Source organism: Paenibacillus sp. UMB7766-LJ446 (assembly GCF_030226665.1).
GTDB lineage: Bacteria > Bacillota > Bacilli > Paenibacillales > Paenibacillaceae > Paenibacillus > Paenibacillus vandeheii.
In genome coordinates this window covers 57195-82155 of the sequence record NZ_JASOYM010000015.1, presented here as the reverse complement: position 1 = coordinate 82155, position 24961 = coordinate 57195, and the positions used below count along the sequence as shown (strand labels likewise).

At 46.6% G+C, this 24961-nt stretch carries 21 protein-coding genes; 17 read left to right on the top strand and 4 right to left on the bottom strand.

Annotated elements, in window-relative coordinates; translation table 11 throughout:
* Positions 1 to 104: 104 nt before the first annotated feature.
* From pdxA to QP794_RS27985, 4 genes are all read right to left on the bottom strand, one after another.
* Positions 105 to 1106, bottom strand: a complete 1002-nt coding sequence (gene pdxA / locus QP794_RS28000) for a 4-hydroxythreonine-4-phosphate dehydrogenase PdxA (protein ID WP_285080011.1) — start codon at positions 1104 to 1106, stop codon at positions 105 to 107.
* Complete coding sequence (locus QP794_RS27995) at positions 1103 to 2398, bottom strand: four-carbon acid sugar kinase family protein (RefSeq protein ID WP_285080010.1); 1296 nt, start codon at positions 2396 to 2398, stop codon at positions 1103 to 1105. The genes pdxA and QP794_RS27995 overlap by 4 nt, the downstream gene beginning before the upstream one ends.
* Positions 2399 to 2460: 62 nt before the next feature.
* Positions 2461 to 3447, bottom strand: a complete 987-nt coding sequence (locus tag QP794_RS27990) for a 2-keto-3-deoxygluconate permease (RefSeq protein WP_024629477.1) — start codon at positions 3445 to 3447, stop codon at positions 2461 to 2463.
* 165 nt (positions 3448 to 3612) lie between these two features.
* Positions 3613 to 5322: a sigma-54-dependent transcriptional regulator gene (locus QP794_RS27985; protein ID WP_285080009.1), complete on the bottom strand. Its 1710-nt coding sequence runs from the start codon at positions 5320 to 5322 to the stop codon at positions 3613 to 3615.
* 155 nt (positions 5323 to 5477) lie between these two features.
* Between QP794_RS27985 and QP794_RS27980 the strand changes: the two genes are divergently transcribed.
* The 17 genes from QP794_RS27980 (at position 5478) to QP794_RS27900 (ending at position 24840) form a co-directional block, all read left to right on the top strand.
* On the top strand, positions 5478 to 6431 hold the full coding sequence (locus tag QP794_RS27980; protein WP_285080008.1) for an alpha/beta fold hydrolase: 954 nt from the start codon (positions 5478 to 5480) through the stop codon (positions 6429 to 6431).
* 194 nt (positions 6432 to 6625) lie between these two features.
* Positions 6626 to 7330 (top strand): PspA/IM30 family protein, encoded by a 705-nt coding sequence (locus tag QP794_RS27975; RefSeq protein ID WP_285080007.1) that lies wholly within the window; start codon positions 6626 to 6628, stop codon positions 7328 to 7330.
* Between the two features lie 48 nt (positions 7331 to 7378).
* Positions 7379 to 8410 carry a TFIIB-type zinc ribbon-containing protein gene (locus tag QP794_RS27970; protein WP_079344906.1) on the top strand — a complete coding sequence of 344 codons (1032 nt, stop codon included), beginning with the start codon at positions 7379 to 7381 and terminating at the stop codon, positions 8408 to 8410.
* Between the two features lie 23 nt (positions 8411 to 8433).
* Entirely contained in the window at positions 8434 to 9207 is a 774-nt protein-coding gene (locus QP794_RS27965; RefSeq protein ID WP_285080085.1) for a TPM domain-containing protein, read from the top strand.
* Between the two features lie 70 nt (positions 9208 to 9277).
* Entirely contained in the window at positions 9278 to 10309 is a 1032-nt protein-coding gene (locus QP794_RS27960; protein WP_024629472.1) for an SPFH domain-containing protein, read from the top strand.
* A 211-nt stretch (positions 10310 to 10520) separates the two neighbouring features.
* Positions 10521 to 10748: a DUF896 domain-containing protein gene (locus QP794_RS27955; protein WP_285080083.1), complete on the top strand. Its 228-nt coding sequence runs from the start codon at positions 10521 to 10523 to the stop codon at positions 10746 to 10748.
* 128 nt (positions 10749 to 10876) lie between these two features.
* A complete protein-coding gene (locus QP794_RS27950) occupies positions 10877 to 11839 on the top strand; it encodes a ring-cleaving dioxygenase (RefSeq protein ID WP_285080005.1) in 963 nt (320 codons plus the stop codon).
* Positions 11840 to 11877: 38 nt separating this feature from the next.
* Positions 11878 to 12966, top strand: a complete 1089-nt coding sequence (locus QP794_RS27945; RefSeq protein ID WP_285080003.1) for a low temperature requirement protein A — start codon at positions 11878 to 11880, stop codon at positions 12964 to 12966.
* Positions 12967 to 13391: 425 nt separating this feature from the next.
* A complete protein-coding gene (locus QP794_RS27940) occupies positions 13392 to 16178 on the top strand; it encodes a glycoside hydrolase family 3 C-terminal domain-containing protein (protein ID WP_285080002.1) in 2787 nt (928 codons plus the stop codon).
* Between the two features lie 101 nt (positions 16179 to 16279).
* On the top strand, positions 16280 to 16468 hold the full coding sequence (locus QP794_RS27935) for a hypothetical protein (RefSeq protein ID WP_024629467.1): 189 nt from the start codon (positions 16280 to 16282) through the stop codon (positions 16466 to 16468).
* A gap of 184 nt (positions 16469 to 16652) precedes the next feature.
* Complete coding sequence (locus tag QP794_RS27930; RefSeq protein WP_285080001.1) at positions 16653 to 16823, top strand: hypothetical protein; 171 nt, start codon at positions 16653 to 16655, stop codon at positions 16821 to 16823.
* Positions 16824 to 16994: 171 nt separating this feature from the next.
* On the top strand, positions 16995 to 18392 hold the full coding sequence (locus QP794_RS27925; protein WP_483311965.1) for an alpha-L-fucosidase: 1398 nt from the start codon (positions 16995 to 16997) through the stop codon (positions 18390 to 18392).
* Positions 18393 to 18561: 169 nt separating this feature from the next.
* Entirely contained in the window at positions 18562 to 19428 is an 867-nt protein-coding gene (locus QP794_RS27920; RefSeq protein WP_079344894.1) for a sugar phosphate isomerase/epimerase family protein, read from the top strand.
* A gap of 263 nt (positions 19429 to 19691) precedes the next feature.
* Entirely contained in the window at positions 19692 to 20750 is a 1059-nt protein-coding gene (locus QP794_RS27915) for a Gfo/Idh/MocA family protein (RefSeq protein WP_285079999.1), read from the top strand.
* Between the two features lie 460 nt (positions 20751 to 21210).
* Positions 21211 to 22623 (top strand): alpha-L-fucosidase, encoded by a 1413-nt coding sequence (locus QP794_RS27910; protein WP_285079998.1) that lies wholly within the window; start codon positions 21211 to 21213, stop codon positions 22621 to 22623.
* A 312-nt stretch (positions 22624 to 22935) separates the two neighbouring features.
* Positions 22936 to 23916 (top strand): ABC transporter permease, encoded by a 981-nt coding sequence (locus tag QP794_RS27905; protein WP_024629462.1) that lies wholly within the window; start codon positions 22936 to 22938, stop codon positions 23914 to 23916.
* Positions 23917 to 23931: 15 nt separating this feature from the next.
* Entirely contained in the window at positions 23932 to 24840 is a 909-nt protein-coding gene (locus QP794_RS27900; RefSeq protein WP_231952803.1) for a carbohydrate ABC transporter permease, read from the top strand.
* The last annotated feature ends 121 nt before the right edge of the window (positions 24841 to 24961 follow it).

Sequence of the window (24961 nt, the reverse complement as noted above, 5' to 3'; positions counted from 1 at the left end):
TTTCACTTACCACGACACGACTTATACACAAAACGAAAAACGACCGTTCCCCCGATAGAAGCAGGGGAAACGGTCGTAACTCTAACATAGCTCTTTTTGTTTCTTTAAACTTGCGTTTTTGGTGCAAGCTCAATGGCGGAACGGATGGCGGCCAGCATACTTTTATCATCAGCGATGTTTTTGCCTGCGATGTCAAAAGCTGTTCCATGGTCTACAGAAGTACGGATAATGCCGCCTTTGAGACCCACCGTAATGTTCACACCTTCTTCAATGCCCATGACCTTAATTGGGGCATGTCCCTGATCGTGATAACAAGCAACAACGATATCGAAATCACCACGGCCAGCGCGGAAGAATAACGTGTCCGCCGGAAGTGGACCAACCACGTTAATGCCTTCCTTCTGTGCACGTTCGATGCCGGGCTGCAGCTTTTCTTCCTCTTCACCATTACCGAACAATCCGTTTTCGCCCGCATGCGGGTTAATACCGCATACTGCAACGCGTGGATTCTCAAAGCCGGCTTTTTTCAATGTATCATGAGCCAGTTTAACCACAGTGTATGTTCTTTCCGGGTTGATGCTCGCAATGGCATCAATCAGACCCATATGCGTCGTAAGGTGAATCACTCGCAGATTGGGTGTAGTCAGCATCATGGAGAAATCCTCGGTATCGGTCAGATCAGCCAAAATTTCGGTGTGACCTGGATACAAGTGCCCACCCAGATGCAGGGCTTCTTTGTTCAGAGGCGCCGTGCAGATGGAGTGAATCTGCTGTTTTTTGGCCAGATCAATGGCTTTCGCCAGAAACTGAAATGCTGCATCTCCCGCAACGGCAGATACTTTTCCATATTCCAGATCTGCAGAAATGAGATTCAGATCAATGACGTCCACAGTACCGAATGCATACTTGGCTTCGGATGGCTCATGAATGGCATTGACCTTCAGGCTCGATCCGATGACAGGCAGGACACGCTCCAATATTTTCGCATCGCCAATGACGAGTGGATTGCAGTTGTTGTAGACCTCCTGATGGCCCAATGCTTTCATAATGATCTCGGGTCCAATGCCTGCTGCATCGCCCATTGTAATTCCAACGGTTGGTTTCATACGGTAACTCCTCCTTTTAATTTTTCAATCGCATGGATGAAGACGTCGGGCTTGCCGAATCCGCCTGCTTTGGTAATTACGTGCAGATCCTCAATTCCAATAAATTTTGATATCGGTACACCAATTTCAAGCTCATCGAGTAGTTCGAAGCCGCTGATATTCCACTTCATACAGATTTGTTTAGCCGTATCTCCGCCGGTCATGGATACACCTTTGAAATACCCATTCTCCAACAGCTTGGCACAGATCTCACCTATGGCCCGTACAATTTCATTGCTGACCTCGGTGTGATTAAGCCCTCTGACTTCACCCGTTGCACGTGCTAATTCAATATCGACCTGTTCCGCGGTTGAATAGAGGACAACGTCATTGCCTTCCACGGCTTTGGCCTTCACTTCCTCATACACACGATCGATTTCTTGCTCACGATCTGCTGAACCGGATACGGCTTTGAAGGAGTGAAAAGCGATTGCTGATATGTTGGTTTTTTGTAGCAATTGCTTGAGCTGCTCACGGGAGTTTTTGTTCACGCTCCCTACAACGGTGAGTATGGGGCCCGGATTCGCCGGAATGGTCAATTCCATGGACTGGGCTCCCAAGCCGTAATGAGTGGGAAGGTAGTTGGCAATTCCCGCTGATCCTGCCCAGGCAAATGAATAATTCAACTCATTGGTGATACTCAGAACCTGCTCCAAATGCTGCTCGTCTGTCGAGTCGACGAGGATATAGGGAATGTCGTTTGCCTTAAAGTTTTCCAACTGCGTCTTCACATGATCTTTACCCGCTTCAAGATCACTCACCTTAATCTCGCCCACTTGATACTTAGTCTGGAGTTTGAGCAGATCCGGAAGATACGATAAGGTCACAGGTGTCTTTGGATCATTCGCAATCTCTGTATCAGCCAGTGGAACGCCGTTCAGATAATGCGTGCCGTTAAGAATGGTGCGATTGTTCTTGGGATAGCCCGGGGCGATCATCATAAAATCGGGCTTGACCACATCGTACAAAGCGTCAATCTCGATCCCGATGTTTCCGCGCATGGTCGAATCCATTTTTTTGAAAATGGTGCCAAATCCGTTCCTCAACAGCAGTTCGGCTGCTTGGCGTACCCGCTGATACGCATCCTCCGGTGTGATGGAACGGCTATCAGTATCGAAGACGACCGCATCGTAATGACGAATGTTATCTTCATCCATGTTGAAAAGTACGCTTGTCTTTAATCCATGACGGGCAAGCTGCACCCCGCTGTCATTGGCGCCGGTCAAATCATCTGCAATAATGGCTAATTTCATGCAGTCATCCCTCCTTGGAAAGCAAAATTAAATATAAGTCCGGTCAGCTAAGTTTAATGTATTTATGTGGACGGTCTTTGATTGTATTTCTCGACGCCGCCTGATTTCTCCAGCCTTTTGGAGAGGAACCCGATGAATATCGGAAGCAGGATGGCAGTCGTCACAACACTTGCAGCAATCTGTACCGTAGCGATCTCGGCAATCGGGGCAAAAGAAGCGTTTGCAGCTACGATGGCAGCAGGCGTACCTACAGCGTTACCGGCTGTGGAACCTTCAGAAGCACCAACGATCGGGTTCCAACCAATAGCTCTGAACAGAAGGAAACCAACGCCACCAGTGATCAATACAGTCAGTACACCCAACAAGATACCGCTGAGTCCGCCTTGAATGATCGACGAGAAGTTAATTCCCATACCCAGTGAAAAGGCGAAGAAAGGAACGAGCTTGTCACTGCCTTTATGCAGCCATTCAGCCAAGTTTCGATCCAGATTACCGATAATAACGCCGACGATAAGCGGAAGCAGTACAGCTACAAAGGACATCGGGGAGAACATGCCGTTGGCAAAGCCCATCGCACCGAAAATGGAAAGAGCAACCATGGTGAGGAACGGCCCGTCGCTGAGCGCGAGGAACGGATAAGCCGCTTTGTCATCTTCTTTGCCGTATTGTCCGGCCAATGCGATGTACAATCCACCATTGGAATTCGTCATGGCGGCGATAATTGCAAGCGGTGCCAAACCAAGGAATAATCCATTGGAGTCCGCAAAGAATATGGCGATCAAACCTAATATTGCACCAACTGCCCACTTGAACACAAGCAATGTAACGCCTTTACCAACCGAAGAACCTGCTGTCTTGAACGTGATTTGCGTACCGGCAATTAACAGGAACAGGGCGATCAACGTACTTGAACTGTTTACGAACAGGGCTTCCGTGAAACCTCCGATTCGCAAAGCATTCGGAAAGAATGTGTTAATGGTTGCACCGAGCAACAGGGGAACAACCATCATACCGCCAGGAATACGATCTAATGTTGCTTTAATGTTCATAGTAGTGGCTCCTTATGAAGTAATCGTTTTTATAAAGCGTTTGCAGGGATTATGTTATCCCATATTGTTTATTTTAGCAACACTTAATTATTGTAAATTTAACTTAATTATTAAAGTGTTTAATAATGCAACACACATAGTCGTAAAAAAAGCGTAAACCTAAAGTTATTCTTTAAGTTTACGCCATAACGTGGCACGGTTAATCCCCAAGCGGTCGGCCGCCTTGGATTGATTATTGTTTTCTTCATGCAGAACGAATTGAATAATCTCTTTTTCGATCTCTTTCAGCGTACCACTTAGCTTCATCGTATTCGATGAGGGTTGTTCACCAAGCAGATGTGACAAGGTCTCGGCTGAGATCACGTAATCCTGTTCATTCAGTGCAGCCTGTTTGATTAGATGCCTCAACTGGTTCACTGTCATATGCGGGACTTGATCTCTGATTAGTTGCAGCGCGTCCTCTTTCATTTTGACCGCAACCGTTCCATACTTCTGATAATAATCGCTGAGGAAATGCTGGATCAGTGGAGCAAGATCCTCTTGCCTGTCCACAAGGCTTGGCATAATGATTGTATTCAGCTCGATATCCAGTGTTGGATTTGGATGAAGTCCCTGTTCGCCCAGGATGAATACCCCAATCTGCCTCTGTAGACAAGCCTGAATGAATGAGGTCAGTTCCTCTTCCGATGGGCCTTTTTCCAAGTGATTTATTTCCACGTTGCGGACCTTGGAAAGTGGGATTTTGTGCAAATGGCCTGGAGGAACCTGGGCAAGATCGATTTGGAGCATCAGCCCACCGCTGGAATACATCTGATGAATATGTTTTACCAGAAAAGATTTACCCGAATCCGCTTCACCTAGCAGATAGATAGGTTCATGGTTCTCGTAAAGAGCGCGGATGTTCTTCAATACCGCCTGCATCGCAGGGGATTCGGCAACAATCGGTTCCATGGATATATCGGTATACGCCGTTATGCCAAATTGTGCAAATGCATAAGGCTGTCCTTTTTCAAGGGAGTAGACTTTATAGCTTTTGTTACTTAACGTCGTTTCATAGGCCGTCACCGTAAGTTGGTAATCATCCACGATGAATACATTTTGAACTTGGGACTGGTGGAAATCCAGGTTGGTATTAGTAAGATAAATATGATTATCACTGAGCGGATTCTGCTCAAAATCAGTCAAATTCTCGAATACAACCTCGTTCTGGTCGTCTAAAATTATAAGATTTGGATGTTCCTTGGTAACCAGGTTATTCAAGATGATCGATACCGCATGATTTTTGCTCAAATAACGATATATTAACTGTGCATCTTCAAGGGCTCTAAGGATCGATTCCTTACCGGATTGGATCAATAGACCTTCCATTCCATAGGTTTTGGCCGTATTCACGGTGATGACATCGCCAACAATCTGACGGTATCCTGACGCCTTCAGCTCCAGCAGCAGCCTTGCCACTTCCTCCGAGCTGTGTATGGTATATACCTTTAAAGGCAGTTCCATTAGATCGATAATGGACTGTGCTCCTGAAGTAATATTGGCAAAGCCGACAATAGCGGTTTGGCCGTTGAACTGGCTTGCCAGCGTCAACGAACGAATCATGTCATATCCGGACAGCTGCACATCAATGACGGGAATGGTCACGGCTTCCTTGATTAGCTGAGCCGTTCCCCCGCGGCTAATCATAATCTCAGCCCCGTTTCGTTCAGCCTGGGCCGCCAGCTCCGCGCCTTTCATCAGGTCGCCCACCTCATATTGTATGGCTAACTGGGGAAATAGTGGAATGCATTCTTCTATAATAGTAGTCATCGATTCGTAAGGAGCGATAATATGAACTCGTGTACGCATAATTTTCCTGCCTTTTATAAAAATCATTCATGTTCCTTCTGGTACATCAGACCAGAGGACTTTCCTTATTATAGCCAACTTGCAGAGGAATGGCATCCCTGGTTCGTGGAAGGGCAGTAAGTATACAACTATGAACACATGCTATAATAATTGGAAATGGAACAGAATGTTGGGGGAATGTAATGAAAATTATACTTAAACGAATGGGTTATGGTGCCTCGGTTTTATTGGGTATCCTACTTTTGTTCATAGCGATTAGTTTCACGAATCATACAATTAAAACAAAGAAAGAATCGGCTATACTATCACCTCCAGGTGTAATGGTTGATGTTAACAATCACCAAATGCATGTCTATACGGAAGGTTCCGGAGAACGTACATTGGTCTTTATGTCAGGTGGGGGGACCTCTTCGCCTGTGTTGGATTTCAAGGCGCTCTATTCCAGATTGTCGGATCAATACAAGATTGCTGTTGTTGAGAAGGCAGGCTACGGATTCAGTGAAACGGCAAAGGTCTCACGTGATATCGATACGATGTTGGAAGAAACCAGAACAGCTCTCACGTTAGCGGGAGAGATACCGCCCTATGTGTTATTTCCGCATTCTATGTCGGGCATAGAAGCACTATATTGGGCACAAATGTATCCAAATGAAATTGAGGCTATCATTGGTCTTGATCCTGCTATTCCAGAAGTTTATGAAGAGTATCCTCTACCTTCAGCAGGTATGATGAGCCTTACAGGTCTGGGGGCTCGTGTCGGAATAACTCGTTTTTTCCCAGCCATCGTTAATTCGTCCGCCGCAATTGAAGAGAAGCGGTTGTCCTCCCAAGAGGAGGCAGTCTATAAAGCATTATTTTATAAGAAAACACAAACACTGAACATGAATGAAGAAGTTAAAATGATTAAAAATAATGCAGCCCAAGTTTTAGAACGAGGTATTCCGGATGTACCTATGTATTTTTTTATATCTAATGGAGAGGAATTACCTGTCGAGAACTGGAAAAATTACTTAGTGAATTATGTTGAGACTGTGAAGAATGGGCGCTATCTGTTATTACATAACGGTCACTACGTTCATGATGCTGATCCTGATCTAATTGCCGAAGAAAGTATCAAATTTATAGAAGAACTGTGAATGGACGAAAAGGAATACAATGATTTCAGAAGAGGTTTTAGTTAATGAGGCGGCGCCATAAGTGCTCGCCTTTTCTTTTATTGCTCTACTTTTAATGATAATGACTTAAACTGACAATCGTTAAAAGTGAAACGTACCTTACAAATTTCATGTATTATAGGGTAAATGTAAACTATTCGAAGGAGGAACTTGTTGTGGGAATCTTATCGAGGTTTAGGGACGTGATGAAAGCGAATGTCAACCATGTGCTGGCTCGTGCGGAAGATCCGGAGAAGACCGTGAATGAATATATACGGAGCTTGAGCAGTGATCTGGGTCAGGTGAAGGCAGAGACGGCTGCGGTTCTCTCGGATGAGAGCAGGGCGAAGAGGGCTTTGGACGAATGCACCGCAGAGATTAAGAAACTACAGCGATACGCAGAGAAATCCGCGGAGTCTGGTGATGAAGACAAGGCACGTGGTTTTCTCGAAAAGAAGGCAGAGCAGGCTGAGAAACGGAATGAATTACAAGCTGCCTATGACCGGGCTTCTGCCAAAGCCAAAATGATGAAGCATATGCATGAGAAGCTGGTTGCAGATATGGGGCAATTGGAATCACGGCATGCGGAGCTGAAGGGCAGGATGGCGGCTGCCCAAGCGCAACAACAGGCCAATGAACGGAACGCCTCGGCTTCCAATGCGAACGCTGCTTTGAAGGCTATGGAAGACAAAGCGAATCAGGCGCTTAACGAAGCTGAGGCTTTGGCTGAACTGCGTGCTGGGGCAAACGAAGATGATCTGGATGTGTTAATTGCACAGTTAGAGCAACAAATGAATGCCAAAGCGGGTAATAATGCACAGGTGACGCCGAGTCCAGAGGAAGAGTTTGCAGCAATACAGAAGAAATTGGAAGATAAATAAAGACATATATATAGTGTCATACATTTCGTTAAACATTGAGGTGAGCAAATGCCGGTAATCGAATACAAATGTCCCAACTGCGGCAGTGGAATGCTTTTTGATAGTGCAACTGGAGCATTATCCTGCCCCAGCTGCGGACGACAGGATAATATCGAACAGCTCCCCGATCCGCTGAAGAAACAAGTGTTCACGGAGAATGAGGTCAAGGAGTATCACTGTAACAGCTGCGGCGCGGATATTGTGACTGAGCCGGAGACAAGTGCTACGACATGCAGCTTCTGTGGAGCTGCCGTGGTTCTGAGTGATCGACTGACGGGAGATCTGGCACCGGCCATGGTCATACCCTTTTCAATCAGTAAGGATGAAGCTAAGCAGGCGTTCAAAAAGTGGTGCAGAAACGGCTTGCTAACACCTAGCGGATTCATGACGGCTGACCGGGTCAAGAGCATTACCGGGATATACGTGCCTTTCTGGTTATATGAGTTACATAACAAAATCGAAGTTCATGGCCGTGGCACAAAAATCAGGACTTACACGCAGGGTGACTACCATTACACGGAAACGCAGCATTTCGATATTTACCGGAGAATCCGGCTTAATTATGTGAATCTGCCCATTGATGCTTCGGAAAAAATGAAAGATGAACTGATGGATAAGCTGGAACCTTTTCCGTATAACCAGTTAAAGCTTTTCAAAACCCCGTATCTCGCCGGGTATATTGCTGAAAAATATAGTTATACCGATGAGGAACTATACCCGCGTGCCAAGGAAAAAACGAGCTCTTATATCGATTCGTATATTGCTTCAACGGTTTCGGGCTATAGCAGTGTGAGCTACACGGACAAACAGATTGATACCACGTTAAAGAATGCAGACTATGTGCTGCTCCCGGTATGGATGGTTTATTATGACTACAACCGTTCGCAGTATACTTTCGCCATGAATGGTCAGACAGGTAAAGTGGTGGGAAAACCGCCCATTAGTAAAGCTAAAGTTGCCGGATGGTTCGCAGGAATTTCAGCCGTTTCTTTGTTGTCATTGAAACTGGTCTCCTGGATGATGGGAGGTGGATTCCTGTGAGAAAAAGAAAACATCTGGCATGGATGGCGACGCTCATTTTATTGGTGATTACTCTCGTTTCTCCATTGATTCCAATGTCAGTGGCATCGGCAGCAGACAGCAAAAACCTGATTTACGATGAAGCTAGTCTGTTGAATGAGCAAGAGAAAAGTGAACTGAATGCACTAGCGAATGAGTATGGAGCCGAAAGGCAGACGGACTTCGTTATTCTGACAACGAATAATACGGAGAATCAGGATGTACAGCTGCTTACCGAGGATTTCTATGATGAGCATGCTCTTGGTTACGATAAAACACACGGGAACGCGGTCATTCTGACGATGGACATGAATAATCGGGAAGTATATTTAGCTGGATTCTATAAAGCCGAAGATTATTTGGACAATGGTCGGCTGCAATCAATACGAAGCAAGATTACCCCAGAATTGTCGAATGGAGATTACAAACTCGCTTTCGAGAAGTATATTAAACTTTCCTACGAATATATGGGGTATGAACCTGGTGTGAATCCGAACAATATTTTATTTAACGGCTGGTTTCAACTAGGAGTATCTGTAGTTATCGGAGGCGTTGTTGTTGGGATTATGACTTACCGTTCTGGCGGACGTGTGACAGTGAACCGGGCGACCTACGAGGATTCAAGTACTTCAAGCGTAATCGATCGTCAGGATCGGTATATTCGTACTACCGTAACCAAACGCAAAATTGAGAAGAACAACAATAATGGTGGCGGCGGAGGCGGCGGAGGTACTAGCCGAGGCGGTCATTCGCACAGTGGTAGTAGAGGATCTTTCTAGCGGAAAAACAACAATTTAGATTATATCACGATGCTGCAAAATGCTTACTATAGAAGGGATGGGAACAAGTATGGGATTTTTCAAAAATCAATTTTCGAATGTGGTGGAATGGGAAGAGTTCAGAGATGATATGATTTTCTGGAAGTGGAGTAACCGTGAGATCAAGAAAGGAAGTAAACTGATTATCCGTTCGGGACAGGATGCGATCTTTCTGAATAACGGTAAGGTGGAAGGGATTTTCGAGGACGAAGGATCGTTTAATATCGATTCCGAAATTATTCCGTTCCTGTCTACTTTAAAAGGATTCAAGTTCGGATTTAACAGTGGCATGCGGGTCGAAGTGCTGTTTGTGAATACGAAGGAGTTTACGGTTCGGTGGGGTACGCAAAGTCCGGTATTGATTCCGACTCCTCAACTTCCAGGCGGGATGCCGATTCGTGCGAATGGTACGTTTAATTTTAAAGTGAGCGACTATGTCACACTGATCGATAAAATCGCGGGTATTAAGCAAAGTTATCTGGTCGAGGATGTCAAAATTCGAATTACGTCTGTATTGGATCAGCTGTTGATGAAGTGGATTAGTCGTGAGGGCAAGGACATGTTCAACCTGCAGGCGAATGCTTCAGATATTGCGAAAGGCATTCAGGAAGATCTGGATATGCAAATGATGGATATCGGAATCGGAATCACAGGCTTCCAAGTGATGAGCTTCAATTATCCGCAGGAAATCCAGGATATGATTACGAAGACGGCTTCACATGAAATGATCGGTAATTTGCAAAAGTATCAGCAGGTTAGCATGACTGACGGCATCTCATCCGGTAAAGTTAAGGGCGGCGGCGCTGCTTCGGATATGGCGGGCATGATGATGGGCATGAACATGGCGAATGAAATGATGAAGAACATGAATCAGAATCAAAACAATAATGCTAACCCATCTCAGAATCAGAATTCGGATCAAAAGTCTACGGCAAATCAAAACAGCGATGCAGGTGCACCATCTTCGTCCGGGGATAACAAAAAGCCGAACTTCTGTCCGAACTGTGGCGCAAAGAATGAAGGAGCCAATTTCTGTCCAAACTGTGGTCAGAAGTTGGGTTAATACATCTAAATAAGGGTTTACTCAAAGATGCAGGGTGCATACTGTAGAGTAGGCCCTTTTTTGCATTCTATTTTAAACGGGATAAAATGGTTGACAATTCATCGCAAATCATTTATCTTTAAATTAAGATATTTAATTTGAATATAAATTACATCCAAGACTAACCGATTGCAAATATCTTAAATTCACTTTAGGAGGAGAGATCCAGATGATGATCCCAACATTGACCAGAATTAATGAACTTTCAAGAAAAGCCAAAGGTGCAGGATTAACGGAGATGGAGAAAGTGGAACAAACTCGTCTGCGTCAGGAATATCTGCAAACCTTTCGTGGTTCGATCAATGATATTCTGCTGAATGCAACCATCTATGATCCGAACGGCGACGACGTTACTCCGGATAAACTGAAACAGAAACAAACCCAACAAAATAATAACTGACTCAGTTTGATCTAATATCTTAATTTAAAGATAATATAATTGACTAAATATAAATAAGCGCCTATCAGACTATCATCAAATAACCATTCCCATTCAAAAATGTTCGTTAAACCAAGGAGGAAATGATAATGACAATTCAAACAGCAGGTATTCACCATATTACAGCTTTCGCGGGCGACCCGCAGACCAATGTCGACTTTTATGCTGGAGTTCTGGGACTTCGTCTTGTGAAAAAAACGATCAACTTCGATGCACCAGACGTGTACCATCTGTACTTTGGAGATGAGAACGGCAGTCCGGGCACCATCATTACATTCTTTCCATCAGCGGGATCACCGCGAGGCAAAATTGGTGGCGGTCAGGTCGGTATTACATCATATGTGATTCCGCCTGGGACTATTGGCTTCTGGCAGGATCGGCTGGAGCAGTATAACATTGAGGTAACCAAAACAAATCGGTTTAACGAAGAGCTGCTGCAATTCGAAGACAGCGAAGGCTTGCGTCTTGAGCTTGTTGAACGTGAGGAGGGTGCAGCCAGCACCTGGGTGCATGAAGGCATTCCAGCGGATAAAGCCATCAAAGGATTTGGAGGTGCAGTACTGTTCAGCGTCAATCCGCAGAGAACGATGGATGCGCTGGCTAAAATACTGGGATTCACCAAAGTGGATGAGGACGAGGAATATGTACGTTTCCGGTCCAACGGTGATATCGGCAATGTCGTTGATGTTCCTGTCACTCGGACGGCTCTGGGTATGGGTGGAGCAGGTACGGTCCATCATATCGCGTGGCGTGCCAAAGATTTTGCAGAGCATGAACAATGGAGAGAAGCTGTGCAACAGTATGGCTATCAACCAACCCCGGTTCGGGACCGTCAATATTTTAACGCAATCTATTTCAGAGAAGCAGGCGGAATCCTGTTCGAAATTGCTACCGATCCTCCTGGATTCGCGAAAGATGAACCTGCGGAGTCGCTTGGACAGAAACTCATGCTGCCCGAATGGTTTGAGCCATACCGTGCCCAAATCGAAGGCAATTTGCAGCCCATTCAAGTAAGAAACCTGGAACCTGTGACATCTGTAGTGGAGCATTGATCACATTCATATAAGTTCAACTAAAGGAGCATTGAAGGATGATGGAGAAAAAGGTTACCTGGCTCGAGCTGTTCTATGATTTGCTCTTTGTAGCAGCGGTCTCCAAAGCGGGTCATGTCCTGCTGCATGCCGAACACGGCGTGATTTCGTTTGAATATTTGATGAAATTTGTATTGATTTTCATTCCTGTCTGGTGGGCATGGGTCGGTCAGACTCTATTTATTAACCGTTATGGTCAGGATATCTTCATCCATCGCGTATTTCTCATCCTTCAGCTCCTTTCCGTTCTGGTGATGACGGCGAGCCTTTCGGTTGATTTTGACCAGTATTATCTCCCCTTCTTTGCGGGTTATATTGGTTCGAGGGCACTGACAGCCATTCAATATTTGTTGATTCATAATTCCAAAAGCGAACATCAGCAAAAGGCTGCCCGTTATCTAGGCTTATGCTTCATCATCGGCATACTGATCTCAACAGGTTCCCTGTTCTTCGATTCATGGCTGCGATATGCGATTTTGTACGTGGGAATTGCTGTGGATATTATCCTTCCACTGATTGGACGCAAAAATCTGGTGAAGGTGCCGATACACACCCATCATTTATTGGAACGTTTCGCTCTGTTTACACTCATCCTGCTCGGTGAATCGGTCGTCAGTATCATTGCCGTGCTGCAAATGGATCACTGGGATGTACAATCTGTTTTGTTTGCCGCGTTTACATCCATATTCGTGATTGCGATGTGGTGGCAGTATTTTGATAACGTTGAGAAGAAAGTCAGTAAGGAGATTCAGACCGCCGGGCAAGCCATTATCTATGGTCATCTGTTCATCTATATATCCATGAGCATGATCGCCGCTTCCATTCAACTTTTGTATCTGGATAAACTCAATTACGGTTTCATGTTGGCTTTTGTATTCGGGTCGGTTCTGTTGTATTTTATGTCCACTTCCCTGGTGTTCCACCGATACAGACATGCTCATCTGCGGCTCCGTCCGCGTCACTTGGTGCTTATGCTGGGAATAATGGCCGCGTTTATCGCTGTGGATCTGGTCTATCGGGTACCTAACTATGCAATTGTGGGAGAGAACATGGTGTTCTTCCTTGTCTATGCCAAATTAACGACCTGATGCGCGGGCCGAGCCAGAAAGAAAAGTCACGAACGGTTACGTTCGTGGCTTTTTAAGTTGGATAATTACAAAATCAGGCCTACTGTGAGAAAAAACGTTTAACCTGATTTATTTTCTACTATAGAATCTGTTAATATGAGACTAGATACAAGTGAATCTACCAGATTAACGATATCTTTATTTTTATAAAATGAACCAAAGAAGAGTTACACGATAACGGAGAGGACGGAAATAACCTGGAGAAGCGAAGCGTTCACCTTTATCACCGGATTTCAACCTTTAAAAAAAGGTATTAAGGAAATCTGGGGGTAACATTGATCGGAAGGTTGTTCTGTCATCGGAGTGGCCCAAGTGTGAGTTTCATAAATTCATTTTATATACATAGCGATTCGTGGGGATGGAGATGACAAACAGGAGGGAAATCATTGAGCACACATCAAATCGGAGTTCCATTGGAAGGGTTTGCAGAGTTTAGCCGCACGGTTGCCGCTGAAGGCGCAGTGCTTTTGAAAAACGAAGGACAAGCTCTTCCGATTCAAAAAGACGAAAACGTTTCAGTATTTGGACGGATTCAAGTCAACTATTATCGCAGTGGAACAGGTTCGGGCGGCAGCGTTCATGTGGCGTATACAACCAATTTGCTCGACGGTCTGCGTAGCAAAAAAGGTCTTACGGTCAATGAAGAATTGGCAGCTGTCTATGAAAAATGGATTGAGGAAAACCCGTTCGATGATGGTGGGAAAGTATGGGCGGCAGAGCCTTGGAATCAGCAAGAAATGCCTTTGACCGATGAATTGGTATCCCAAGCCAGAAGTAAATCCAGCAAAGCAATTGTGGTCATTGGACGTACAGCAGGCGAAGATCAGGATAACGTGGATGCACCAGGCAGCTATCGGTTGACGGAAGATGAGAAAGCGATGCTGAAGCAGGTCACGAACCATTTTGAACAAACGATTGTGGTACTGAATGTATCGAACATCATGGACATGAGCTGGTTGAATGATGAAAGCTACGTTCATCCGATCCAAAGTGTCATTTACTCGTGGCATGGCGGTATGGAAGGTGGTAATGCGATAGCTGATGTACTTGCAGGGGACGTTACACCAAGCGGGAAATTAACGGATACGATCGCATATTCTATCGAAGATTATCCATCAACAAGCAATTACGGCAACGAGTTCAAGAACCTATATCAGGAAGATATCTACGTAGGCTACCGTTATTTCGAAACGTTTCGACCTGAAAAAGTACAATTTGAATTCGGATATGGCTTGTCCTATACCACGTTCACAACCAAGGCTGAAGACGCAAAATGGATCTCCCAAGATGGAGAAAACAGCATTAAGGTGAATGTAACCGTAACCAATACGGGCACAACCTATGCCGGTAAAGAAGTGGTGCAGATCTATTATGAAGCCCCACAAGGTCAATTGGGGAAACCTGCGAAAGCCCTGGTAGCATTCGGCAAAACCAATCTGCTTCAGCCGGGTGAGTCTCAGCGCCTGACTGTGAGCTTCCCTGTAGATTCCATGGCTTCCTATGATGATGCTGGTGTAACAGGACATGCATCGGCATATGTACTTGAGGCAGGAACATATCGTTTGTACGTGGGAACCAGTGTCAAAAATGTGGAACACGTCAGCATTGATGGGCAAGATGGGTACGTCGTAGAAACGATTCAACTCGTAGAACAGCTTCAGGAGGCCATGGCACCGACTGAAAGTTTTACGAGAATGAAGCCGGGTATTCGCAAAGAAGATGGGTCTTACGAGCTGATCTTTGCAGATGTACCAACGCGCCAGATATCCATGGCTGAACGGATTGAACAAAGCCTGCCGCAAACGCTGGAGCAAACCGGCAATCAGGGCTACAAGCTGAGAGATGTGAAGGATGGCAAAGTCAGCCTGGAAGCTTTTATTGCCCAACTGAGTGATCAGGATCTGGCAGCTATCGTGCGAGGCGAAGGTATGAGCAGCCCACTCGTTACATCGGGCACAGCTTCCGCATTTGGCGGCGTGAGTGACAGTCTGTTTAATTACGGAATCCCTGTTGCATGTACTGCAGATGGCCCATCCGGTATTCGTATGGATAGCGGGGAGAAGGCTACACAGGTTTCTATTGGAACTTTGCTGGCAGCAACATGGAATGCAGAACTCGTTGAAGACCTGTATGTGATGGAAGGCCAGGAATTGCTGAGAAATCAGGTGGATGCACTGCTCGGGCCTGGATTGAATATTCGTCGGAGTCCGATGAATGGACGTAACTTTGAGTATTTTTCAGAAGATCCGCTAATTTCTGGTGTATTTGCTGCTGCTTGCACGAAAGGAATCATGAAGGGTGGCTCTAATGCTACGCTGAAACATTTCGCATGCAACAATCAGGAGAAGCATCGCAGTAAAGTGGATGCCATAGTATCCGAACGCGCCTTGCGTGAGATCTATCTGAAAGGGTTCGAAATTGCCGTCAAAGAAGGCGGTGCGAATTCAATCATGACTTCCTACAATCCGATTAATGGACATTGGGCGGCCTCCAACTACGATCTGAACACGACCATTCTTCGTGGAGAGTGGGGCTTCCAAGGTATCGTGATGACTGACTGGTGGGCTATTATGAACGACGGTGTTGATGGTGGACCAGCAGATCGGAAAAACACCAATTGGATGGTTCGCGCGCAAAACGATCTGTACATGGTTGTACCTAACTATGGTGCGGAAATTAATGGCTGGGATGACAACACAATCGAATCTCTGGAAAATGGGACGTTGACACGCGGAGAGCTTCAGCGCTCAGCCATGAATATTTGTGAATTTATCATGAATGCACCTGTCTTCTCCAGAAAACATGAGATTGTAGAGAATGTCGCTTCATTCCAAGCGAATGCATCACTTTCCACAGAACAGGCACAAGTACTGGCTGACAATGCACAGGTCAAACCAGCTGTGGGCGAATCTGTCTACATGAAAGTGGATGAAGCAGGTCAATACCGGATTATTGTACAGATCATGTCTCCTGAGCCGGAACTGGCTCAAAGCGCATGTAATGTCATTCTCAATGATCAATTGATGACGACCATTCAAACCAACGGTACTGAGGGTAAATGGATCAGACAGAAACTTGTCAAAGTGGAGTTGGAAGCAGGCGTATACGAATTGAAGCTGGACTTCACTAAACCGGGTCTGCAGATCGACTGGATCGAATTCAAACAAGTGTAACGCAGGATCGTCTGATCTGTTGTAACTGAACATGACGACTGTTATGATTGTGTTATGAGATCCGGAATTTCTGAACAATCTGGTCAGGAGTGTTGCGAAGGATGAGAAGGTATAATTTTTGGAGCCCCATTCTGCTGATTGCGGTTGCGCTAATTGTCAGAGGCCTGGTTACCAACCTTGGCGTTCTGTTCGGCATGTCGCATGATGCAGCAAGTAATATCGCAATTGTTGCCATGTTGATTGCTGCACTGATTATGTTTAACCGAATGACAAAGGCAAAGCGAAAATGAACATATAATATTCGATATGGATCAAGAGAGAGGCACCCGTAGGGTGTCTTTTTTGTGTATTGACGTTTCATTCATAACGTCTTAGACTGTTTATGAATAAAACAATAACATTATTATGATAACAAAAATAACAAGTGACCCATTCCAATGGCTCACCCATCATTTTCCGAAAGGAGACCCATTCATGATGATTATGGCGGCATGGTTTGCAGGCAAGCATGAAAAGGCAATGGATGTGGCGAGCAGGGTGTTGGGACGGCGGCAAGGGTCGTGGACCGTTCCGCTGAGATGGGCAGAGTATTCATGGAATAGGGATCGAATTGCATTCAGGAAGCTGACTTTCAACGACAGATGAACATATTAAGGACCGCTGGAGATGCTTTGCTCTGCCGGTCCTTTATGGCATTTGTCGGAGAGCGGGCAGAGAACCGGCATGAGAGGAGAAAAAAATCCAGTGAATACCACCGATTGGGTGAAGGCGGCAGCGCAGGTCGTGCCATCAGAACGCCAGCTGAAATGGCAGGAGATGGAGTTCTATGCATTTATTCATTTTACTGTGAATACGTTTACAGATCAGGAGTGGGGAACGGGGAATGAAGATCCCGCTATCTTTAACCCTTCTCATCTGAGTGCCCGGCAATGGGTTCAGGCGTGCAAGTCCGCCGGTATGACAGGATTAATTCTCACATGCAAGCACCACGATGGGTTTTGTTTATGGCCAAGCCAATATACGGATCATACGGTAGCCGCCAGCCCTTGGCGAAATGGTGCGGGTGATCTAGTGAAAGAGGTTGCCGATGCCTGCCGGGAAGATGGGTTGAAGTTCGGCATCTATCTGTCTCCCTGGGATCGTCACGAAGCATCCTACGGAGATTCGGAGCGATACAACGAGTTTTTCAAAAATCAGTTGCGTGAGCTGTTAACCCAATATGGTGAAATTTTCTGTGTGTGGTTCGACGGCGCATGCGGAGAGGGGCCGAATGGGAAAAGGCAGGTCTACGATTGGGATTCCTATTATGCACTGATTCGGGAGCTGCAGCCAGAGGCTGTAATCTCGGTATGTGGGCCGGATGTTCGCTGGTGCGGTAATGAGGCTGGTCATACCCGGGCTTCGGAATGGAGCGTTGTACCTGCCTACTTGCAGGATAACGAGAAGATTCAGGAGCAATCCCAGCAGGTGGATGATGGCGAGTTTGCCAGCAGAATTAATACACAGGATGCAGATTTGGGGAGTCGGAATGTGATCCGGCAGCATGAGGGCAAGCTCATCTGGTATCCAGCAGAAGTGAATACGTCCATCCGTCCGGGTTGGTTCTATCATGCCAGGGAGGATGATCAGGTCAAATCGCTGGAGGAACTGCTTGGCATCTATGATGGAGCGGTTGGCGGCAACGCCAATTTTCTACTTAATCTTCCTCCAGATCGACGCGGCCTGATTCACGATCAGGATGCTAAGCGGCTGCAGCAGCTCGGAGACACTTTACGAGGCACTTATCGGCAAAGTCTGGCTGTAGGCGCACAAATGCGGGCATCGGAGACAATGGATGAAGAACATGCGGCTTCTCAGGTATTGTGTGAGGAACCGGATACGTTCTGGTGTCCACCTGAAGGGACAGAGCAGGCTTGGCTGGAAGTGGAGCTGCCGGAAGAAAGATTGTTCAACCGTGTCGTTCTCATGGAACATAACCGTTCGGGCCAGCGAATTGAGCGTTTTACGCTGGAGGCAAAGGGAGAGCGTGGTGATTGGCAGGTGCTTTATTCCGGCACGGTTGTTGGTCACAAACGAATCTGTCATTTCGATTCCTTCACCGCCAAAACCATTCGTCTGACCATACATGAATCCAGATGGTACCCAACGTTGTCCTCACTGGGTGTATTTCTGAACAAACAGGAGGTTGGGCTCAAAGGCAGTTCTGACATATGAAGAATTCCCCTTTTTCTAAGATGCCAAGCCGTAACATTTGTAGATTAGCCGATTTTGGATTCATCCCATGGAAAATAGAGTAGCAAACGATTATTGGGAATTGTATGATCTTATGGAAAAAGGTATAGGTAAGGTAGAGCCACACACCAGCAGGAGAGGATGAGAAGATATGAAAGTAGGACTCAGCACATACAGTCTGCAACAAGCACTCGATGCCAAAGAACTGACTGTCCCCGACGCCATCCGTTACATCGCTGATCAGGGCGGAGAACATGTGGAGATTGTTCCGATAGGGTACAGCCTGATCGACCAGCCGGAATTAATTGACCAGATTCGAGAGACTGCACGAGAAGTGGGAATCGATATTTCCAATTACGCAATAGGTGCCAATTTCGTTACAGGAGAGGGCCCGGATGCGCTTGAAAATGAGATCGCTGCTGTCCTGAAGCATGTGGATGTCGCTGCCGCACTTGGCGTTACGAGAATGCGTCATGATGTTGCATTTCGTCCTGCACAGGAAGGAACGGTCGCCCAGTTTGAGGCGGACTTGCCTGTTCTGGTAAAGGCATGTCAGCGAATTGCCGACTACGCAGCGAGTCACGGTATTACGACAAGTGTGGAGAATCACGGTTACTATGTGCAGTCCAGTGAGCGAGTCCGGCGGCTGGTGCATGAGACGGCGCGAGAAAACTTTAAGACAACGCTTGATATCGGAAACTTCCTGTGTGTGGATGAAGACCCGGTTAGCGCTGTAAAAAACAACATTCCTTATGCATCCATGGTGCACGCCAAAGATTTCTATCGGAGACCCTCTTACCGTAATCCCGGAGAGGGTTGGTTCCAGACCGCACACGGCAATTACCTGCGCGGAGCGATTGTGGGCCACGGGGACATCGACATGCCGGAAGTATTCCGTGTGTTGAAGCAATCCGGTTATGACGGATACATCTCTGTTGAATTTGAAGGCATGGAAAATTGCAAAACAGCATCCCGCATTGCAATGGATAACGTCCGCCGCTTCTGGGAGGAAGCATAAGCAGCGACTGCACTACTATATTAGTGGAATCAATTTTTATATGTAGGGGGCTGAAAGAACATAGGGGAAGTTTGGAACTGTAGGAGCGGTAGCGCCCGCCTTTGTCTGCGGATTTCAACCGCTGAGAGCGGTGGATACAAGAAATCTGAAGACAACAGCGGCCGAAAGTCCAAACATTCACCGTAGTTACGTTAAGCCGATTATCATATGTTTTGAATCAACTGATATGACCATCATTCAACAGATTATGGAGGGAAAAATTCATGTCCAAACTTAAAATTGCCGTTATCGGTGCAGGATCAATATCCGATTTTCATTTGCAAGCGTATGACAGTAATCCCGAAGTTGAAATATACGCCATATGCGACCTGAATGAAGCGCGTGCCCAGGAAGCCGCGAAAAAATATAACGCTACTCATGTATTCACAGATTATAAGGAACTCCTGGCATTGCCCGAAATTCATTCGGTAAGCATCTGTACCTGGAATGATACACATGCCGAGATCAGCATTGCTGCTCTGGATGCGGGTAAAAATGTACTCTGCGAAAAGCCGCTCTGTCAGACGGTAGAAGATGCGTTAGAGGTGGAGAAGGCCGTTCACCGCAGTGGAAAACTGCTTCAAGTTGGCTTTGTACGCCGTTATAGCGACAATGCGCAGATCCTGAAGAAGTTCATTGATGAAGGCGAGCTGGGAGAGATCTATTATGCCAAGGCATCCTGTCTGCGGCGTCTGAGCAATCCAGGAGGCTGGTTTGCAGATGTTGATCGTTCTGGCGGCGGCCCGTTGATCGATATTGGTGTGCATATTATTGATATCTCCTGGTACTTGATGGGTAAACCGAAGGTCAAAACCGTCTCCGCCAATGTCTCCAATCGATTGGGTAATCGTGCCAATATCCGTAATCTGTCGTTCTACCAGGCGGCAGACTATGATGCGAACAAAAACACTGTAGAGGATATGGCCAATGCGTTGATTCGTTTCGAGAACGGGGCAAGCCTGCTGGTAGATGTAAGCTTCACATTGCACGCGAAACAGGATGAAACTTTGGTCAGACTCTATGGCGATAAAGGTGGGGCTGAACTGGAACCGGAAATTTCACTGATTGGCGAGAAATTCGATACCATTTTGAATATGACGCCACAGGTAGATTTCAAATCCCTTGATTTCGCAGGTTCTTTCCGTAACGAAGTGAATCATTTTATCGACAGTACGCAAGGGCGCAAAGAGACGCTTAGCCCCGTTGAGGATGGCGTTGAAATTATGAAAATTCTCTGTGCCATCTACGAGTCAGCACGTGAAGGACGCGAAATTTCACTGTAGACAGGGTGTTGTAATACGAAAGTCGCAACGCCATTCGAAGTAGTGATGTCTAACAAGTCTTTACTTGTTGAACTAACCATTGTTCCAAAACGAAGTTCAGAATCTATCTGAAGAATGCACTGCAATCGAAGTGATAGGGCTTATATTTCTCTACATGTTGAACTGAGCGTTTAAGCCAAAACGGAGAGTGCAGAACCAATCTGAAGATTGCACTGCAATCGAAACGACTGGGCTTAATACGTCCTTCTTAGTTGAACAAAACATTTACACGATAACGGAGAGGGCAGAACAAATCTGGAGAAGCGGAGCGCTCGCCTTTATCCCCGGATTTCCACCATTTAAAAGTGAAATCAAAGAAATCCGGGGATAACAGCGATCGGAAGATTGTTTTGACCGCGCAGTGACCTGTGTAAAGCTACTTTTTCAACGTGTGATATCCAATCCGAAGGAGATGAACGGGATGAGCGAAACCAAAGATACGGTGCTGGAACAGGAAGAACAGATCGTCGAAGCCGGGGTGCACAACTTTAGCAAGGAAGAGGAATGGGTGAAGCCGGAAGACCCATTGCTGAATGAACGGCTGGAGTGGTTCAAGGATCAGAAGCTGGGGTTGATGATGCACTGGGGTCCATATTCCCAGCTTGGACTTGTGGAGTCCTGGGCGCTCAGTGACGAAGATGGCGATTGGTCGCGCAATGACATCGACTGGACTGACGACATGGAGCATTTCAAGCAGGAATACTTTGATCTCAACAAAACCTTCAATCCAATTCGCTTTCAGCCTGAGGAATGGGCACAGATGGCTGCTGATAACGGGTTCAAATATTTCCTCTTCACCACCAAGCATCACGATGGTTTTTGCATGTGGGATACACATACAACCGATTATCGCATCACGGGCAAGGATACCCCTTTTCACACCCATAAGTATGCGGATATTTGCCGAGCGCTTTTTGATGCTTTTCGTGCCAAGGGACTCGGCATCTCGGCTTATTTCTCCAAAGCGGACTGGCATACGCCATATTACTGGACACCTGGCATGGAGCGGGGAAGCCATATGTGGCGTGGGCCATCCTATGATCCGAAAGCGTATCCATGGCTCTGGGAAAAGTTCGTGGAGTTCACACATGAGCAAATTATGGAGCTGCTGACCAACTACGGACGAATCGAATGTCTGTGGCTGGATGCGGGCTGGGTGCGCGAAGGACGCCACGGTCAGGATATCCGTCTGGGCGAGGTGGTGGAGCGGGCACGTCGGACAACCCAGCCGTGGCTCTTGGCAGCAGATCGCACGGTAGGTGGACCATATGAGAATATTGTAACTCCGGAACAGACCATTCCAGAGCACCCAATGAATATTCCTTGGGAGAGCTGTATCACGGTGGGCAATTCCTTTGCGTTTGGATATGATGATCAGTATAAATCAGCAAGACAACTGGCGCATATTCTGCTTGAGGTAGTATCCAAGGGTGGTAACCTAGCACTGAATGTGGGACCGCAACCGGACGGACGTCTCCCGAAAGGCGCAGTCCGAAGCATTAAAGCCCTCGGAGAGTGGATCGGTACGCATGGGGAGGGCATCTATGGCACGCGGATTTGCGGACCATACTTCACAGGAGAGTGGGCCTTCACACGTAAGGAAGATCTGAACGTATCGTATGCCTTCCGTCTGTACAGAAACGAAAACGAGGCAGTAGAATCACAAGTGACCATTCCATATGTGGAAAAGGTGGAGCGAATTGAACTCGTTGGCACAGATGATGTGCTGTCATTCCAACGGACAGAAGATGGACTTGTTGTAGAGTTGCCGCAGGCAGCAGTTACGGAAGCAGCACCTATCACACTGACGTTCAGATTGTTCACAAAAGAATAAATCTACAACTCCAAGCCCGAGGGACTTTTACAGTCCTTCGGGCTTTTTTTGTTTAGGGATTTTTGCAATATACATATGATAAAGGGCGATTTCCCTTGTACGACAAGGGTTTTGGGAATAAGGAGAGGTGGGGGAAAATTGCAAATTGATAAAAGAACGCCGCTCAAGGTACTATCAATTCAAGAAAGCGTTACCTGACATTATTCTTCACACGGTTGGCGCCAATACAGAAAAAAGAACCAAACAAAAGGATGTTTAAGGGATGTAAATGTAATGTATTATTACACTTAAGGTGTAGAAGGAGTGACGCGAATGAGTCGAGCTACGGAAAGCATACCTGCACCGGTGGAGCTCCAGCAAGGAAGGAATTACGCAGAACCCAAGCGACAGCATCCATTTATCAGGAGCCTCAAAAAGCATTGGGAGCTCTATCTCCTGGTGCTGCCTCCCGTATTGTATCTGTTGATCTTCAAGTACATTCCGATGGTTGGTGTACAGATCGCCTTCAAAGACTTCAGTGTTGTCAAAGGAATCTGGGGCAGCCCATGGGTTGGGCTAAAACACTTTGAAGCCTTTTTCGAATCCCCGAATTTCTGGCTGCTGATCAAAAATACAATTGGCATCAGCTTCTACTCGTTACTCGCCGGGTTTCCCATTCCGATCCTGCTTGCGCTGGCACTGAATGAAATCCGTACGGGTTACTTTAAAAAGACCGTCCAGATGGTCACGTACGCTCCGCATTTTATCTCCACAGTTGTCATGGTATCCATTATCATTCTGATGCTGTCACCTCATGTGGGTGTTGTAGACAAGCTATTTACTTTCCTGGGCTTCCCGATGACCAACTTTATGGGTATTCCCGAATACTTCAAATCTATCTATGTCTGGTCGGGCGTGTGGCAGGGCATGGGCTATTCATCGATTATTTATATCGCGGCACTCGCTGGCGTTGATCCATCCCTCTATGAGGCAGCAAAGATGGACGGTGCTTCAAGGCTTCGGAAAATTTGGCATATCGATCTTCCAACGCTCGTACCGGTCACCGTCATCATGCTGATTCTGAGTTTGGGCAGCATTATGGGCGTGGGCTTTGAAAAAATATATCTGATGCAGAATCCGCTCAACACGAGCGCTTCGGAAGTCATCTCCACGTATGTGTACAAGGTCGGTCTGATCGGGGCCAACTTCAGCTTCTCCTCGGCGGTAGGATTGTTCAACTCCGTTATCAACCTAATCCTGCTCGTTATCGTCAACGGCATTTCCCGCAAAGTATCCCAGAACAGCTTGTGGTAAAGGAGGAGATCATCTATGTTCAACCTGATGAATCGTAACCGGATCAAGGACCCGCTTGGTGACCGCATCTTCATGACATTCAACTATATCTTTCTGTTCGCCATACTGCTAACGGTGTTTTACCCACTCTTGTATATCATCAGTTCTTCGTTCAGCTCCTCCCGTGCCGTTACATCCGGTCAGGTGTGGCTGTTCCCGGTAGACTTTAACATCAAGGCCTATATCTCCATTTTCAAAAGCCAGCAGCTCATGCTCGGGTTCTACAATACGATTATCTATACCGTTGTAGGTACGTTTATCAACGTGGCGCTGACCGTCATGCTCGCTTATCCGTTATCGCGCAAGTCGTTTTATGGACGGGGGGCCATCATTATTTTCATGATGATCACGATGTTCTTTGACGGCGGTCTGATTCCAACCTATCTCTTGATGAAGGACCTCCATCTGCTGGATACACGCTGGGCGATGTGGCTGCCAGGGGCGCTCGCAGTGTTCCAGGTCATCGTAGCGAGAACCTTCTTCCAGTCTTCCATCCCGGAAGAGCTGGGGGAGGCGGCAGAAATGGACGGATGCCGAGATATCCGGTATTTGATCAGTGTGGTTCTTCCGTTATCTAAGCCGATTCTGGCGGTCATGACCCTGATGTATGCGGTGGGCCACTGGAATGCGTACTTTGATGCCTTGATCTATCTGCGTTCCGAAAAGTTGTTCCCACTGCAATATGTGCTCCGCAATCTGCTGATTCTGAACGCCGCCGACCCGGCGATGTTGGCCAATACGAGCCAGCAGCTGCGGGATCAGGGGTTCGAGCAGGTACTGAAATACGCACTAATCGTAGTCGCCAGTATTCCGATTCTCATCATGTATCCATTTGTGCAGAAGCATTTTGTCAAAGGGGTCATGGTGGGCTCGCTCAAAGGATGATTTCTACAATTTACTCCCGCTAAGCCGTTTGAAAGGAGGTGGGGGAACACTCCGGCTTCCGGGATCGGGTTTAACACGAGTGCGTAAACAGATGGTTATGCCGTTTTCAACAAAAAGGAGG